At 29.8% G+C, this 16,523-nt stretch carries 14 protein-coding genes; 12 read left to right on the top strand and 2 right to left on the bottom strand.

Annotated elements, in window-relative coordinates:
- Nucleotides 1-13: 13 nt before the first annotated feature.
- From pstB to ABIV_RS00840, 12 genes are all read left to right on the top strand, one after another.
- Nucleotides 14-784 carry a phosphate ABC transporter ATP-binding protein PstB gene (gene pstB / locus ABIV_RS00895; RefSeq protein ID WP_114838107.1) on the top strand — a complete coding sequence of 257 codons (771 nt, stop codon included), beginning with the start codon at nucleotides 14-16 and terminating at the stop codon, nucleotides 782-784.
- Nucleotides 784-1,452 carry a phosphate signaling complex PhoU family protein gene (locus ABIV_RS00890; RefSeq protein WP_114838106.1) on the top strand — a complete coding sequence of 223 codons (669 nt, stop codon included), beginning with the start codon at nucleotides 784-786 and terminating at the stop codon, nucleotides 1,450-1,452. Before pstB ends, ABIV_RS00890 begins: the two co-directional genes overlap by 1 nt.
- A 1-nt stretch (nucleotide 1,453) precedes the next feature.
- Complete coding sequence (locus tag ABIV_RS00885) at nucleotides 1,454-1,846, top strand: phosphate-starvation-inducible PsiE family protein (protein ID WP_114838105.1); 393 nt, start codon at nucleotides 1,454-1,456, stop codon at nucleotides 1,844-1,846.
- The gene (locus ABIV_RS00880) at nucleotides 1,839-2,513 is read left to right on the top strand and encodes a response regulator transcription factor (RefSeq protein WP_114838104.1); all 675 of its coding nucleotides are present in this window, start codon (nucleotides 1,839-1,841) and stop codon (nucleotides 2,511-2,513) included. The genes ABIV_RS00885 and ABIV_RS00880 overlap by 8 nt, the downstream gene beginning before the upstream one ends.
- Nucleotides 2,507-3,886, top strand: a complete 1,380-nt coding sequence (locus ABIV_RS00875) for a sensor histidine kinase (protein WP_114838103.1) — start codon at nucleotides 2,507-2,509, stop codon at nucleotides 3,884-3,886. The genes ABIV_RS00880 and ABIV_RS00875 overlap by 7 nt, the downstream gene beginning before the upstream one ends.
- A gap of 76 nt (nucleotides 3,887-3,962) precedes the next feature.
- Nucleotides 3,963-4,382, top strand: a complete 420-nt coding sequence (gene rplM / locus ABIV_RS00870; RefSeq protein ID WP_114838102.1) for a 50S ribosomal protein L13 — start codon at nucleotides 3,963-3,965, stop codon at nucleotides 4,380-4,382.
- 5 nt (nucleotides 4,383-4,387) lie between these two features.
- Nucleotides 4,388-4,777 carry a 30S ribosomal protein S9 gene (rpsI, locus tag ABIV_RS00865; RefSeq protein ID WP_114838101.1) on the top strand — a complete coding sequence of 130 codons (390 nt, stop codon included), beginning with the start codon at nucleotides 4,388-4,390 and terminating at the stop codon, nucleotides 4,775-4,777.
- 119 nt (nucleotides 4,778-4,896) lie between these two features.
- Nucleotides 4,897-6,396 carry a peptide-binding protein gene (locus tag ABIV_RS00860; protein WP_114838100.1) on the top strand — a complete coding sequence of 500 codons (1,500 nt, stop codon included), beginning with the start codon at nucleotides 4,897-4,899 and terminating at the stop codon, nucleotides 6,394-6,396.
- Between the two features lie 80 nt (nucleotides 6,397-6,476).
- Entirely contained in the window at nucleotides 6,477-7,121 is a 645-nt protein-coding gene (locus ABIV_RS00855) for an HAD family hydrolase (protein WP_114838099.1), read from the top strand.
- Nucleotides 7,122-7,233: 112 nt separating this feature from the next.
- A complete protein-coding gene (nifJ, locus tag ABIV_RS00850; RefSeq protein ID WP_114838098.1) occupies nucleotides 7,234-10,839 on the top strand; it encodes a pyruvate:ferredoxin (flavodoxin) oxidoreductase in 3,606 nt (1,201 codons plus the stop codon).
- Nucleotides 10,840-11,143: 304 nt separating this feature from the next.
- Nucleotides 11,144-11,659 (top strand): S-ribosylhomocysteine lyase, encoded by a 516-nt coding sequence (gene luxS, locus ABIV_RS00845; RefSeq protein ID WP_114838097.1) that lies wholly within the window; start codon nucleotides 11,144-11,146, stop codon nucleotides 11,657-11,659.
- 39 nt (nucleotides 11,660-11,698) lie between these two features.
- Nucleotides 11,699-12,424 carry a tRNA (5-methylaminomethyl-2-thiouridine)(34)-methyltransferase MnmD gene (locus tag ABIV_RS00840; protein WP_114838096.1) on the top strand — a complete coding sequence of 242 codons (726 nt, stop codon included), beginning with the start codon at nucleotides 11,699-11,701 and terminating at the stop codon, nucleotides 12,422-12,424.
- Here ABIV_RS00840 and ABIV_RS00835 read toward each other — a convergent pair.
- Both ABIV_RS00835 and metH read right to left on the bottom strand, forming a co-directional pair.
- Nucleotides 12,421-12,921, bottom strand: a complete 501-nt coding sequence (locus tag ABIV_RS00835) for a hypothetical protein (protein ID WP_114838095.1) — start codon at nucleotides 12,919-12,921, stop codon at nucleotides 12,421-12,423. The genes ABIV_RS00840 and ABIV_RS00835 overlap by 4 nt on opposite strands.
- A 55-nt stretch (nucleotides 12,922-12,976) precedes the next feature.
- Entirely contained in the window at nucleotides 12,977-16,444 is a 3,468-nt protein-coding gene (gene metH, locus ABIV_RS00830; protein ID WP_114838094.1) for a methionine synthase, read from the bottom strand.
- Nucleotides 16,445-16,523 lie beyond the last annotated feature (79 nt).

Below are 16,523 nucleotides of genomic sequence, written 5' to 3'. Positions count from 1 at the left end.
GGAATAAAAAAAGATGTCAAACGAAAATAATATTAAAATTGATGTAAGTGAATTAAATTTATGGTACGGAGATAACCACGCACTTCATAATATCACTGTACCTTTATATGAAAATAAAATTACTGCACTTATTGGACCTTCTGGATGTGGAAAATCTACCTTCTTAAGATGTTTAAATAGAATGAATGATTTAATCTCAACTGTAAAAATTGATGGTGCAGTTGTAATTGACAATAAAAATGTTTATGATAAAGATGTTGATGAAGTAAGTGTAAGAAAAAGAGTAGGAATGGTTTTTCAACAACCAAATCCTTTTCCAAAATCAATTTATGATAATGTTGCCTATGCTCCTTTAAAACACCACCAAGTTAGAAAAGGAAAAGAGTGTGATGAATTAGTTGAAAAATCACTAAGAGATGCTGGTCTTTGGGAAGAGGTTAAAGATAAACTTCACGAACCAGGAACTTCACTTTCTGGTGGACAACAACAAAGATTATGTATTGCTAGAACAATTGCTGTTAAACCTGAAATTATCTTAATGGATGAACCAACCTCAGCACTTGACCCTATTTCAACAGAAAAAATTGAAGCTTTAATGTTAGAGTTAAAGAAAAAATATACAATTATCACAGTAACTCATAATATGCAGCAAGCAGCAAGAGTAGCTGACTATACAGCATTTTTCCACTTAGGAAAGTTAATTGAATATGATGAAACAGAGACTATCTTTGTAAACCCATCAAATAAAAAAACTGAAGACTATATTACAGGAAGGTTTGGATAATGTTAAAGCCATATATTGAGAATATTAATAAAATTAAAAGTGAAATTTCAAGTATTGGAGAAGAGATTTCTCATGCAAATAAAATCTCTTTATCTGCATTAAAAGAGAATGATTTATCAATGTTAAAAGATGTAAATCTATCTTTAAAACAGTTATCAACTAAATCAAATGATATTGATAAACTAATTGTTAAGACTTTAGCTCTTTATTCACCAGAAGCTAAAGATTTAAGAGAGATGGTTTCATTTTTAAAAATCACAAATGAATTAATAAGAGCAGCGGCTTATTCTAAAACATTTGCTAAAAACTTTAGAAAATCTTTCTCTGAAGATTTAAACTCAGAAGCAATTTTAGAGTATGCTATTCCTCTATTAAAATCATCAAATTTAGCTCTTCAAACAGCTATTGAGATGGTATTAGAAGATGATGAAAAAATTATTGAACAAAAATTTAATAAAGTATTAGTTGAAGATAGCAAAACTGATGACCTATATGCAATGGTTGAAAAAAATATCTTAAAACTTATTACTAAAAAAATTGAACTTTCTAAAGACTATTTTGAGGTATTAAGTTCTTTAAGAAAATTAGAGAAAATCTCTGGAAGAGCAGCTTCGATTGCAAACCTTTTAGTTTTTGCAGAAGTTGGCGGGGATTTAGAAAACGTATAGTATGAGAGCTATTGAACGAATAAAAAAATACTTTAGTTCAAATTATGAAGTATTAGCAGCTATAATTATTTTTACAATAGTTTTAGTTGCTAAACTAGAATTCTACAAAACAATTATCTTAATGCTTGAATTCATTGTTTTAATGGAAGTAGCTAAGATGATATCTGATTTTATTAAAAAAGAGAAGTTACGCCTAAGATTTGTTATTGACATATTTATTATATTTTTAATTCGAGATGTTATAATCTATACTTCAAATACAAATAAAGATTACTTTACAATTTTGTTTTTATTATTTGTAATTTTTGTATTCTTTATTTTTAGAATACTAGCTATAAAATACTCTCCAGGAATTGTAAAGTTACATCAAGGAAACAAAGAAGAACATGAATGATAAATTAATATTAATAGTAGAAGATGAAGAAGATATCTTAGAACTTTTAGAATATACTTTACAAAAAGAAGGTTATGAAACAATAGGTTTTTTAAGTGTAAATAAAAGCTTAGAAAAAGTATTAGAAGAAGAAAAAATTGACCTTATTTTAATGGATAGAAACTTGCCAGGGATTGATGGTACAGAGTTTATTTCAAAAATAAAACAAAAAGGTTATAACTATCCAGTAATCTATCTTACTGCAAAAGATAAAGATGAAGATATTTTAGAAGGCTTTAAATCTCACGCAGATGATTATATTACTAAACCTTTTAAAATCCAAGAGCTACTTGCTAGAGTAAATGCTGTAATAAAAAGAAGTTCAAAAGATGTAGATGTCTTAAAAGTTAAAGATATTACATATAAAGCTTCAAATAAAAAGTTTTATATTGAGTCAGAAGAGATAGAATTAACACATTTAGAACATGATTTACTATTAGAATTTATTAAAAACAGAGATATTCTTATGACAAGAGAACACTTACTTGAGACAGTATGGGAAGACTCTTATGATAAGAAACTAAAAACTGTAAATGTTGCTATCAAAAGATTAAAAGCTAAGATTGATCCTGATAATAGTAAAGAGTATATAAAATCTGTAAGAGGAGAAGGTTACTTATTTTGCTAAAACTTCACCAAGTATTCTTTAGAACATTTTCTTTAATCTTTTTATTTATATTAATAATTATTAGTACTACAACATACTTTTGGTCAAAGAATATATATCTTGACCAAATTGAAAAAAACTTATCTCAAAATATAGACTCTTTATCTATAAATCTAACTTCATTTAAAACCCTAGACTATACAATTAAAACCTTTAAAGGGAAAACAGGTCTTAGAATTACAATTATTAATGAAGAAGGGAATGTTATCGCCGATAGTGATAGAGATATTTTAACAATGGAAAATCACTCTACTCGATATGAGATTATTCACGCAAAATATGAAGGTTATGGAAAAAAAGTTAGATTTTCAAGAACTCTAAACCAAGAATTACTTTATGTTGCTAAAAAAATTGTAATTGATGATGAAATTTACTATTTAAGATTAGCAGATTATACTGCTAAAATTATTGAAAACTTCACAAAACTTGCATTTCAAATTATCTCTTTTATCTCTTTATTTATAATTGCTACTTTTATTGCAACATATTTTATTAGTATAAAAATTAGAAATGAGACAAATGCAATTTTAGGTTATCTAATTGAATTAAGTAATAAAAAACCTACTTCTACAATCTACTCTGATTTTTCTGAAGAGTTTTATAAAATTACTAGATTGCTAAATAAGGTTGCTTCAAAACTTGCAAAAAAAGAGCGGCAAAAATCAAAACAGACAGCAAAACTAAAACTTGCAAATAAACAAAAAGATGAGATTATCTCAGCCATTTCCCATGAATTTAAAAATCCTATTGCTGTAATTACAGGATATAGTGAAACAATTCTTACAGATAAAGATTTACCAGAAGCTATGAAAGAAAAGTTTTTAAAGAAGATACATTCAAATGGTATAAAGATGTCTCATATAATTGATAAGTTAAGACTTACACTAAAATTAGAAGAAGGAAAACAACAAATTCTTACAACAAAATGCTCTATAAAAAAAATCTGTACTCAAGTTGTTTCTGATTTAAAAGATAAATATCCTCAACGAGAAATTATCATTAATAGTGAACAAGATTATGAGTTTAATGTAGATGAGACTCTATTTGCAATGGTACTAGAAAATCTTGTTGAAAATGCTCTAAAATATTCAGAAGATGAAGTTATTATAAAATATGATGACAAACATATTTCTGTAATAGATAAAGGTATAGGTATTGGTGAAGCTGATTTAAAAAGTATTAAACAGAAATTTTTTCGTGTCTCACAAAATGGTTGGAATAACTCTTTAGGTTTAGGATTATTTATAGTATCATCTATCATCTCTTTACATAATTTCTCACTAGAAATAAATAGTGAACTTTCAAAAGGTTCTGAATTTATAATAAAATATTAAAATAGACTTAATTTAAGTTAATTTTAAGTAGTTGTACACTATTATTCCACCTCATTAACAAAATCGGAGAAAATAAATGAAATTTACTCAAATGGCAAAAGCTAACGAAATCGAGAGAGATTGGATAGTAGTTGATGCAACTGATAAGATTTTTGGTAGAATTATTACAGAAGTTGCAACACTATTAAGAGGTAAACATAAACCTAGCTATACTCCAAACGTTGACTGTGGAGATAACGTAATTATCATCAATGCTTCAAAAGCAAGATTTACTGGAGCTAAATTAGAAGATAAAAACTATTTTACACACTCTGGTTATTTTGGAAGTACAAAGACTCACAAAATGTCTGATATGTTAGAAAAAAACCCAGAAAAACTATATAAATTAGCAGCAAGAGGTATGCTTCCAAAAACTAAACTTGGAAAAGCAATGCTTAAAAAATTAAAAGTATACGCAGGTTCTGAACACCCTCACACTGCGCAAATTAAAGGATAAGACTAATGGCAAAAGTATACGCAACTGGAAGAAGAAAATCAGCTGTAGCAAAAGTATGGTTAGAAAACGGTACAGGTGAGCTTACAATCAATGGTCAATCTTTAGACGCATGGTTAGGTGGACACGAAGCAATTAAAAAAAGAGTTATGCAACCATTAGAAGTATCTAAACAAGAAACTTCTGTAAACGTAGTTGTTAAAACTGTTGGTGGTGGATATTCTGCACAAGCTGATGCTGTAAGACATGGTATTTCTAGAGCACTAGTAGCTTTCGATGAGCAATTCAGAGCAATCTTAAAACCTTATGGTTTATTAACAAGAGATGCAAGAGCTGTTGAAAGAAAAAAATACGGAAAGAAAAAAGCAAGAAAATCTACACAATTCTCAAAAAGATAATCTGTACTTCAAATTATCTTTTGCATTTGTGCAAAGCTTTTTACAAAGGAGAGACAAAAGTCTCTCCTTTTTTTATGCACTTTTTTCAATCAAAAGATTAAAAAAGATATAATCTTTCCATGAAAAAAATAGTATTAATATTCATCCTAATAATAACAGCAAATGCAAGTACTTTAAATCTTTCAATGACTTCAAGTCCTAGTAGATTAAATCCTATTTTATCAAATGACACTGCAAGTTCTCAAGTTTCGGGATGGTTATTTAATGGACTATTTAAATATGATAAAGATGGGAATATTATTCCTGATATAGCTACTTCTTATAAATTTGAAACAAATACCAAACTAATAATAAATTTACGAAAAGATGTTCTTTGGCATGATAATAAAAAAGTTACTGCACATGATGTGGTTTTTACCTATGAAAAGATTATAGACCCTAAAGTTTTTAACTCTATTGTCTCAAATTTTAAAGAGGTTAAAAGAGTAAAAGCCTTAGATGATTTTACCCTTGAAGTAATTTATAAAAAACCTTATTTTAAAGCTTTACATATTTGGATGATAGGAGTTCTTCCAAAACATTTATTAGAAAAAGAAGAGAATTTAATGACAAGTTCTTTTAATAAACAACCTGTTGGAAATGGACCTTATAAACTAGAATCATTTAAAAACTCCTCAGATATTATTCTAAAGGCAAATGAGAACTATCATGAGGGAAAACCAAAGATAGATGAAATCTCTTTTAAATTTCTTCCAAATCCTGATACTGTTTTTTTAATGTTAAAAGAGAATAAATTAGATGTAGGAGCTTTAAGTCCTCTACAAATTGATAGGCAAATCAGTCCAAAGTTTAAAGAGGATTTCAAAATTGTTGAATCACAAAGTTTTTCTTATGACTATTTAGGTTTTAATCTTAGAAATAAAAAGTTTCAAGATAAAAGAGTTAGAGAAGCCTTATCTTTAGCTATAAATAGGCAAGAGATGGTTGATATTCTTTTCTTTGGGCATGGAAAGGTTTGTAATGGTCCTTTTTTACCAGGAAGTTTTGCTTTTAATGAGAAGATTAAACAGACAAAACAAGACCTTAAAAAAGCAAAGCAACTTTTAAAAGAAGCAGGATATGATGAAAAAAATCCTTTTAGCTTTGAAATAGTTACAAATACAGGAAATGAGATAAGACTTAACGCGGCTCTTATTATTCAATACCAACTTGCAAAAATTGGTGTAAATGCTAAAATCAAAGTAATGGAGTGGCAAGCTTTTTTAAACACAATTGTTCATCCAAGAAAATTTGAAACTGTACTTCTTGGTTGGAGTTTAGCTCTTATGCCAGATGCCTATCCTTTATGGCATAGTGACTCTGATAAATTAGGAAGATTTAATCTTGTAGGATATAGAAATAGTGAAGTTGATGAACTTATAGAAAAAGGTGCACTTACTATAGACCAAGAAGAGTTAAGTAATATTTATAAAAAGCTTTTTAAACTTATTAGTGAAGATCTTCCTTACTTATTTTTATATATTCCAAACTCAATTACTGTTGTAAATTCTAAAATAAAAAATGTAGAACCTTCTTTTATAGGAGTTATGCATAATCAAAAAGATTGGATAAAGCCATAAAAAACTAATTTATATATTAAATATGCTTGTAATGAATTTTATACTATATTTCTATCAAATTTAATTTAGGTGGAAACTTAGTGGAAAAAATTATACTTTTTGATTTAGATGGTACTTTAATTGACTCAACAGAAGCTATTGTTTCAACATTTCATCACTCATTTAAAGAACTTAATTATAATTTTCAAGGAACTGATGAAGATATTAAAGCCCTAATAGGACACCCTCTTGATATTATGTATCAAGAATTAGGAGTAGATAAAGAAGTTGTTTGGGATTTTGTTGATTCATATAAACAAAGATATAGACAAATTTCAAGACAACAAACAGAACTACTTGAATTTGCAAAAGAAGCAATAGAATTAGCAAATACTTTTGCAAGACTTTCTGTTGTTACAACAAAAACAGGACTTTATAGTCAAGAACTATTAGAGCATATGGATATTATGAAATACTTTGAACATATTACAGGAAGAGAGCATGTTGAACATCCTAAACCACATCCTGAGCCTATTCATAGAACACTTGATTTAATGCAAATCAAACAAACTTGTGATATTTGGATGGTAGGAGATACGGAATTAGACTTAATTGCAGCACAAAGTGCTGGTATCAATTGTGTAGGTGTTTTATGTGGTTATGGTAAAGAAGAATCACTTAAAGAACATACTCCTTTTGTTGTAGGAAATCCTCTTGAAGCAGTTAAATTAATAAAGGATATGTAATCCTTTATTAATGCTTTTCTTTTAACTTTACTTATTCTATTTACTATTCATATCTTTTTAAGCCTTTTTTAATTATTATCTAAATAAATAACCTGAATTATAAGGATAGATAATGATTAAACAATTTGCTACAATGGATGGGAATGAAGCGGCTGCATATGTTTCATATGCTTTTACAGAAGTAGCAGGAGTATACCCTATTACACCCTCTTCTCAAATGGGTGACAATACTGAAAAATGGGCTACTCAAGGCAAAAAGAACCTTTTTGGTTCTACTGTTAAAGTTATCGAAATGCAAAGTGAAGCTGGTGCTGCTGGAACTTTTCATGGTTCACTTCAAGCTGGAGCTTTAACTACTACATATACTGCTTCACAAGGTTTACTTTTAAAAATACCAAATATGTATAAAGTTGCAGGACAATTATTACCTGGTGTTATACATGTAAGTGCAAGAGCCCTAGCAACACATGCTTTATCTATCTTTGGTGACCATCAAGATGTAATGAGTGCAAGAGCTACTGGTTTTGCTATGCTTGCAACTGGTTCAGTACAACAAGTTATGGATTTAGGAGGAGTTGCTCATCTTAGTGCAATAAAAGGAAGAGTTCCTTTTTTACATTTTTTTGATGGATTTAGAACTTCACATGAAATAAATAAAATTGAAGTAATGCCTTATGAAGAGTTTGATAGATTGCTTGATTATGAAGCTGTACAGAAGTTTAGAGACACTTCACTTAATCCAGAGTCTCCAATTACAAGAGGAACAGCTCAAAATGATGATATTTACTTTCAAGGTAGAGAAGCTTCAAATAGATATTATGATGCCCTTCCTGATGTTGTAAATGAGTATATGAAAGAGATTTCTAAAATCACTGGAAGAGATTATGCTCCATTTACATATTATGGAGATGAAAATGCAACAGATATTATTGTAGCAATGGGTTCTGTAACAGAGACAATAAAAGAGACAATTGATTATCTAATACAAAAAGAGAATAGAAAAGTAGGACTTCTTACAGTTCATCTATACAGACCCTTTTCTGCAAAATATTTTATGAATGTTTTACCATTAAGCGTAGAAAGAGTTTGTGTAATAGATAGAACAAAAGAACCGGGAAGTTTAGGTGAGCCACTATATCTTGATGTAAAAGCCTTATTCTATGGACAAAAGAATCAACCTAAAATCATTGGTGGAAGATATGGACTTTCTTCAAAAGATGTACCACCAAATCAAATTATTGCACTTTTTGATAATCTTGCAAGTGATAATTCAAAAGATAATTTTACTGTTGGGATTATTGATGATGTAACAAATACTTCAATTGATGTAAAAGAGAATATTTCTGTAGTAGAAGATATAAATGAGTGTCTTTTTTATGGACTTGGAGCAGATGGAACAGTAGGAGCAAATAAAAACTCTGTAAAAATTATAGGAGATAAAACAGAGCTTTATGCACAAGCATATTTTGCTTATGATTCTAAAAAAAGTGGTGGATACACAAGGTCACACTTAAGATTTAGTAAAAATCCTATTCGCTCAACATATCTTGTATCAAATCCAAGTTTTGTAGCCTGTTCAAAAGAGGTTTATTTAGAGCAATATGAAGTTGTAGATAAACTAAAAGAGAATGGTACTTTCTTATTAAACTCTATTCACTCAAAAGATGAGATAGAAAATAAATTACCAAATAGAGTAAAAAAAATACTTTCAGATAAGAATATTAAATTTTATATCATAAATGCTACAAGATTAGCACATGATATTGGTTTAGGAAATAGAACAAACACTATTATGCAAGCTGCTTTTTTCAAGTTAGCAAATATCATCCCTTATGAAGAAGCAAAAGAGTATATGAAAGAGTATGCTAAAAAAGCTTATGGAAACAAAGGGGAAGAGATAGTTAAAATGAACTATCTTGCAATTGACCAAGGGGAACATGGGGTTGAAGAAGTAGAAGTAAAAAAAGAGTGGTCAAAACTTGAAGCAGAAGAGTTAGTAGTTAACTCAAAATATAAAGGTTCAACATATGTAGAAAATTTTGCAAAAGTAGTTAATGCTGCAAAAGGTGATGAAATTCCTGTTTCTACAATTGTTGAGCTTGGTATGGAGTGTGGTACTTTTGAAAATGGTTCAACTCAATTTGAAAAAAGAGGTATTGCAACAATGGTTCCTCAATGGAATGAAGATACCTGTATTCAATGTAACCAATGTGCTTTTGAGTGTCCACATGCTGTTATTAGACCATTTTTAATGGATGAAGAAGAGTTTGAAAATGCTCCAACTGGTGTAAAAGAACACTCACTTGAAGCAAAAGGAAAAGAGTTTAAAGGAAAAGATTTAAGATATAAAATCCAAGTATCCATTTTAGACTGTACTGGATGTAATATCTGTGTTGATATCTGTCCTACAAAAGAGAAATCACTAAAAATGGTTCCATATGGAATAGAAGAAGATAACAATGAACAAGAAAATGCTGATTATCTATTTAATGAAGTTACATATAAAGACTATTTAGTAGAAAAAAACAATGTAAAAAATTCACAATTTGCACAACCACTTTTTGAGTACCACTCAGCTTGTCCAGGTTGTGGAGAAACTCCATATATTACCTTAGCAACTCAATTATTTGGAGATAGAATGATGATTGCAAATGCAACTGGATGTTCATCTATTTATTCTGCTTCAGCACCTTCAACTCCATATACAAAAAATGCAAAGGGAGAAGGACCAGCATGGGCAAACTCTTTATTTGAGGATACAGCAGAGTTTGGTTATGGAATGCATGCTGCAAATGAGACTATTAGAAATAGAATTGCAAGAATTATACTAAAGACTATGGATGAAGTATCAAATCCTCTTAAAGTACTTTATAAAGAGTGGTTAGAACATAGAAGTAATGGAGTTAAAACTCAAGAGATAAGAGATAAACTTGTACCTCAGCTTGAAAATAATCAAGACCAAAATGGAGTGAAAGAGTTACTATCTTTAAGAAAATACCTTGTAAGAAAATCACAATGGATGATTGGTGGAGATGGTTGGGCTTATGATATCGGATATGGCGGAGTTGACCACGTTTTATCAACTGGGGAAAATGTAAATATTCTTGTTGTAGATACAGAAGTTTATTCAAATACAGGAGGTCAATCTTCAAAAGCTGCAAGAGCTGGTTCTATTGCTGACTTTACAAATGATGGTAAACCAAATGCTAAAAAAGATTTAGGATATATCTCTATGACCTATGGAAATATCTATGTGGCACAGATAAACTCAAGAGCAAATCAAAAACAAGCAGTACAAGCTATGAAAGAAGCAGAAGCTTATGATGGACCATCTTTAATCATCTGTTACTCTCCATGTATTGCCCATGGTATCCAAGGTGGACTTATGAAATCAGTAGAGCAAGGACAACTTGCTACAGACTGTGGATATTGGCCTATATATACTTTTGACCCAAGAAAGATAGAGGAAGGACAAAACCCTATTAAAATTTTCGGTAAAAAACCAGCTTGGGATAGATATGAAGAGTTTTTATTAAAAGAGAATAGATATAGATCTTTAAAAAAACTGAATCCTAAACATGCTGATGAACTACTTGATAAAAATAAAAAAGATGCTCAATATAGATATAGACAGTTACAAAGATGGGCTTCTATGGATTATAGTGATGAAGTAGAGATTAGTGTTACACAAGAAGCAAAAGAGGTAATTGAAGAGTAATTTACTCTTCACCTCTTAGCCATTGCTAATTTTATTCCAAAAAATACAAACTAGATACTTTTTAAACAGTTTTTTAAAAAGAAAACTCATTGATTAGGATATAGTTATCTTATGTTTTAAGAGTTAGCAGCCCTCTTAAAATTCTTTTGTCATATCAAGTAGCAAAAACCCTAAATAAGTACTCTTAATTTAGTATCGTCCTTTAAAAGCTACTTGATATGATTCTAATACTAAATTTTTATACTAATTACCCATTCAAGCTTTTTTAGATAAAATCCAAAAATATTAAAAAAAAGGTAACAATATGCCACTATTAGATAGTTTTAGAGTAGACCATACAATTATGCCAGCACCTGCTGTAAGAGTTGCAAAAACTATGAAATCACCATCTGGTGATGTTATCACAGTATTTGATTTAAGATTCTGTGTTCCAAATGAAAAAATGTTAGGAGAGAAAGGTATTCATACCTTAGAGCACCTTTTTGCTGGTTTTATTAGAGAGCATTTAAACTCTGATAAAGTAGAGATAATTGATGTTTCTCCTATGGGATGTAGAACTGGGTTTTATATGAGTTTATTAGGGGCTCCTTCTGAAGAAGAAGTTGCAAGTGCTTGGAAAAAGTCAATGGAAGATGTATTAAAAGTAAAATCACAAAATGATATTCCAGAATTAAATGTATATCAATGTGGTACATATAAAATGCACTCACTTGAAGAAGCAAAAGAGATTGCACAAGATATTTTAGACCAAAATATTGGTGTAATGTCAAATGAAAAACTTTTCCTTTCAGAAGAGACATTAAATAAATTAGGAAACTAAGAGTCTAAGCCCAATAACTTTCTGGGCTTAGTTTAAAATATGATAATAAAAACAAAAGATAATTCAAATACACTTTTTTCAACTAAATATAATCAACACTTTCATGATTTAAAAACAGGGGCAATAAATGAATCCCTAATGAAGCATGTTATTCCTGCACTTGAATTTCATAAAAATAAAAAGAAGTTAAAAATACTTGATATCTGTTTTGGTTTAGGTTATAACACTTTTTCTACAATAAATTATATTTTAGAAAACAAACTTAATAAAGAACTACAAATCTTCTCTCCTGAGCTTGATTTGGAACTTATAGACTCACTAAAAGATTTTGAGTTTCCACAAGAGTTTGAAAAAATATCTTATATAATCAAAAAGCTTATTGAGACAAAAAAATATAAAGATGAAAAAATAGAAATAGAACTTTATATTGGAGATGCAAGGGAGTATATTAAAAAACTTAATGATATAGATATTGTCTATCAAGATGCTTTTAGTTCTGAGGTAAATAGTGAACTTTGGACAGTTGAATATTTTACTGATATTTTTTCTGCAACAAATGAAGAAGCCGTAGTAACCACATACTCAATTGCAAGTAATGTTAGACTTTCCCTTTATGAAGCTGGCTTTGAAATATATGAAAACAATCCTACTGGAAAAAGAAAACAGACTATGGCAGTTAAAAATAAAAAAGATATTGATGCAAAATATATTGATATGAAGTTAAAACAAACAAGGAATAAAGAGCTAAAAGCCCTTTATGATTAATCTTCTACAAGATTGTCTAAGATATATCTTTCTAAATCTTTTTTAGAAATCTCTTCTTTAATTGCTTGTTCATAAATCTCTTCAATTTTTTTATTGTACTCTTCATAAGAGAAATATGGGAATCTTAACTTCCAAGATTTTTTAATTTGTCTTTTTGTAATTTCATCTCTTAATCTTGCACGAAAAAAATTAAAACCAATAAAAATTACAGCAGTAATAACCATTGCTCCTAAAATAGAAATATGTGGGTCTATATTTGCTAAAGGTTTGTGCATTATCACTGAAATAGGAACTATAATTGCTAAGACAATTAAAATATATAAAAAATATGCTCGTCCTAGTTTTAGTCTAAAACCAAGTCTTGCTGGGTCAACATGCATTCCTTCATTATATTGTCTATTTGCATCAAGTAAATCTCTTAATAAAATTGGTTGCTTTGATAAAATATAAAGGTAATCTAATACTTTATCTATAATTGTTTTTTCTCTATTAGGCATCTTTTTTCCCTATGTAATTATTGAAACTATTTTATCTAAGAATTGTTTATAATTCTTAGACATTATAATATTTAGCCTTATGATGAGGCACAACAATAGCACAAGTTGACTGTTCAGGATGGATTTGGAAAGTCTCACTTAACTCTATTCCAAACTCTTCTGGTTTTAATAAATCAAACATATCTCTACTTTGTTCTAAATCAGGACAAGCAGCATAACCAGGAGAATATCTACATCCAATATACTGTTTCATCTGTACATCATGAAGAGTATGTCCTTCATTTGGAACAATATCAAGGTCAAGTCTTACTTGTTTATGTAAAACTTCTGCTAAAGCTTCTGCTAACTCAACACCTAAACCATGCACTTGATAATACTCTGTAAACTTACTATCTTTGTAAAGTTGTGCTTCATATGGAGTAAGTTTTAATCCTGCACTTGCAAAAGTAAAGGCAACCACATCTAACCTATCATTTGCAAAATAATCAGCAATACATCTATGAGGTTTTTTTCTCTGTCTTGGGAACTCCATCACTTTTATAGCTTTTTCTAAAGATGGTACCTTTCTTGCTTCTTCTTCTGAGTGAAAAGCATAATCTTCACTAAAGATATATAATTTATTCTCTTTTGCAATACAAGGATAATAAGCATAAATAGCAATTGGGTCAAAAAGCTTCTCTTCAATAAATTGCTCTTTTAATCTCTCATAAATAGGTTCAACCACATTTTTTTCATGGTCTAAAAACTTCTCTTTTGATTGTTTTGCTCTTTTATAACCCCATCTTTGTCTAAATAAAACTCTATGATTAATCCATTTGAATACAAGTTCTTTATCAATAGCTTTGTTATCAAGAGCTACTCTACCCCATAAAGGAGGGAAAGTAAATGTTCCTGCTTCAGGAAGAACTACATCCTCTTCTTTAATAGTAATATCAACATCTTCTTTTCTAGCAATCTCTTCTTCATCAATTAAGTCTGCAGCTAAACTTGTATTTTCTAAATCACCCTCTTCTATTCTTTGCATAGAAACAACACCATCAAAAGCATCTCTACAATAAAAAATTGGACCATCATAAATTGGTCTACAATAATCATTTACAAAACTTTTTGTAAGAGCAGCTCCACCTAAAAGTACAGGAATATCAATACCTTGTTTTTGTAACTCTTCAAGGTTATCTTTCATTACTGCTGTTGATTTTACAAGTAAACCACTCATACCAATAGCTTGTGCTTTATGCTCACGTACGGCTATAATAAAATCATTTAAATCAGCTTTAATACCAATATTGATTACTTTAAAGCCATTATTTGAAAGAATAATATCAACTAAATTTTTACCAACATCATGTACATCACCTTTAACAGTTCCAAGAACTAATACAGTCTCACTAGCTTTCTCTTCTTTTGGTAAATATGGATTTAAGGCATCAACTGTTGCTTTCATAGTCTCTGCACTTTGAAGTACAAATGGTAACTGCATTTGACCTGAACCAAATAATTCTCCAATTACTTTCATTCCATCAATTAGCCATTCATTTACTATAAGTTCTGGACTTACTGTATGTCTTAATTCATCTACAAGAGGAAGCATTCTCTCTTTATCTCCATCTAGTAGAAGTTTCTTAACCTTATCAATAGGTGCTAGTTTTTGATACTCTTCATCACTTTGCTCTTCCATATCACCTACATTTGCAAAGTGTTCAATAAATTTAAATAAGGGGTCACCATTTTCGCAGACGTTGAAAATTAAATCATCACAAGCTTTTCTATCTTCCTCAGAAATTTTATTTAAAGGCAAGATATGTTTAACATTTACAATTGCAGATGTTAATCCAGCTTTTACACAATGGTCAAGATAGATTGAGTTTAGATAAATTCTAGCTTTTTGGTCAAGACCAAATGAGATATTAGAAAGCCCTAAAGTAGTACCCACTTCTGGATGCCTTATTTGAAACTCTTTAATTGCTTCAAGTGTCTCAATACCAGCTGTTCTATACTCATCATCTCCTGAACCAATAGTAAATGTAAGCATATCAAATACTAAATCATCAGGTTTAAATCCATGTCTATTAACACATAAATCATAGATTCTCTCAGCTACTTCAAGTTTTCGCTCTAAAGTTTTTGCCATACCAATTTCATCAATTACAAGACAAACAAGTGCAGCACCAAACTTTTTAGCTAACTTACAAACAGCATCAAACTTTTCTTCCCCATCTTCAAGGTTTACTGAGTTGATAATACATCTTCCACCAATTTGTTTTAAAGCAGCTTCAAGAGCTGGAAGTTGAGTTGAGTCTGGCATTAAAGGAAGTGAAACTTTTTGAGAATATAAAGATACTACTTTATCCATATCTCCTGTTTCATCCCTTCCAGCAAATCCAACTGATACATCAATAACATGAGCTCCTGCACGTACCTGTTGTTGACCTACTGATAAAGTACCTTCATAATCATTTGCTTTAAGTAACTCTCTAAATGCTTTAGAACCCGTTGCATTTGACCTTTCTCCTATTAAAAGTGGAGCTGGGTCTTGTTTTAAAGGAACAACATTAAATAATGAAGCTAATGAAGCCTTTAAGAAACCACTAGGCTTTCTAGGTTTTATCCCTTCAACTGCTTTACTTAAAGCTTCAATATGTTCAGGTGTTGTTCCACAACAACCACCTAAGAAAGATACTCCATTAAATTGTAAAAACTCACTTGTTAGTTCAGTAAACTCTTTTGGTTGCATTGGATAATAAGTTTGCCCACCTCTATTTTGAGGAAGTCCTGCATTTGAGTGAACTGAGATTGGAAATTTACATACTTCACTTAAAGTCTTAACATGTTTATGTACTTGTTTTGGTCCCGTACCACAGTTAAATCCTAAAGATAAAATATTAAAAGGCTCCATAATAGCTGCAATTGTCATTGCATCTGTTCCAATAAGCATAGTACCACTTAACTCAATAGTTACAGAGACCATAATAGGTGTTTTTGGAGAAACTTCAGTAAGAGCATGAAGAGCTGCTTTTATTTGTAAAGGGTCTTGACAAGTTTCAAGTAAAAATACATCTGTTCCACCATCAACTAAACCTTGTGCCATAATTTTATAGCCTTCAAACATATCATCATAAGTAATATGTCCAAGAGAAGGTAGTTTTGTTCCAGGACCAATTGAACCTAATACAAATCTTGGTTTTTCTGGTGTTGAATATTTTTCACAAGATTTTTTTACAAGCTCAGCCCCAAGCCTTGATAACTCATATGAAGTTTCAGGAATATCATATTCATCTAATACCCATGGCATAGAACCAAAAGTATTTGTAGTGATAAAATCTGCTCCAGATTTTGCGTAAGCATCATGAATCCCTTCTAAAATATGTGGTGCTGTTAAGTTTAAAAGTTCATTACACCCTTCTAAATTTAAACCCTCATATAACCAATTCTCATCTTTGATATCTGCAATCTGAAGCTGTGTTCCCATTGCTCCATCTATAATTATTACTTTTTCTTCTATTATCTTTTTTATATCTATCATTTTTTCTTATTATCTTTGTTTTTTTTCTTTTATAAATAGTAGATAGTATATTGAAAAGTGCTTTAAAATTCAAATGAAA

Source organism: Halarcobacter bivalviorum (assembly GCF_003346815.1).
Classification (GTDB): Bacteria; Campylobacterota; Campylobacteria; order Campylobacterales; family Arcobacteraceae; genus Halarcobacter; species Halarcobacter bivalviorum.
This window is presented reverse-complemented; position numbering and strand designations above follow the sequence as displayed.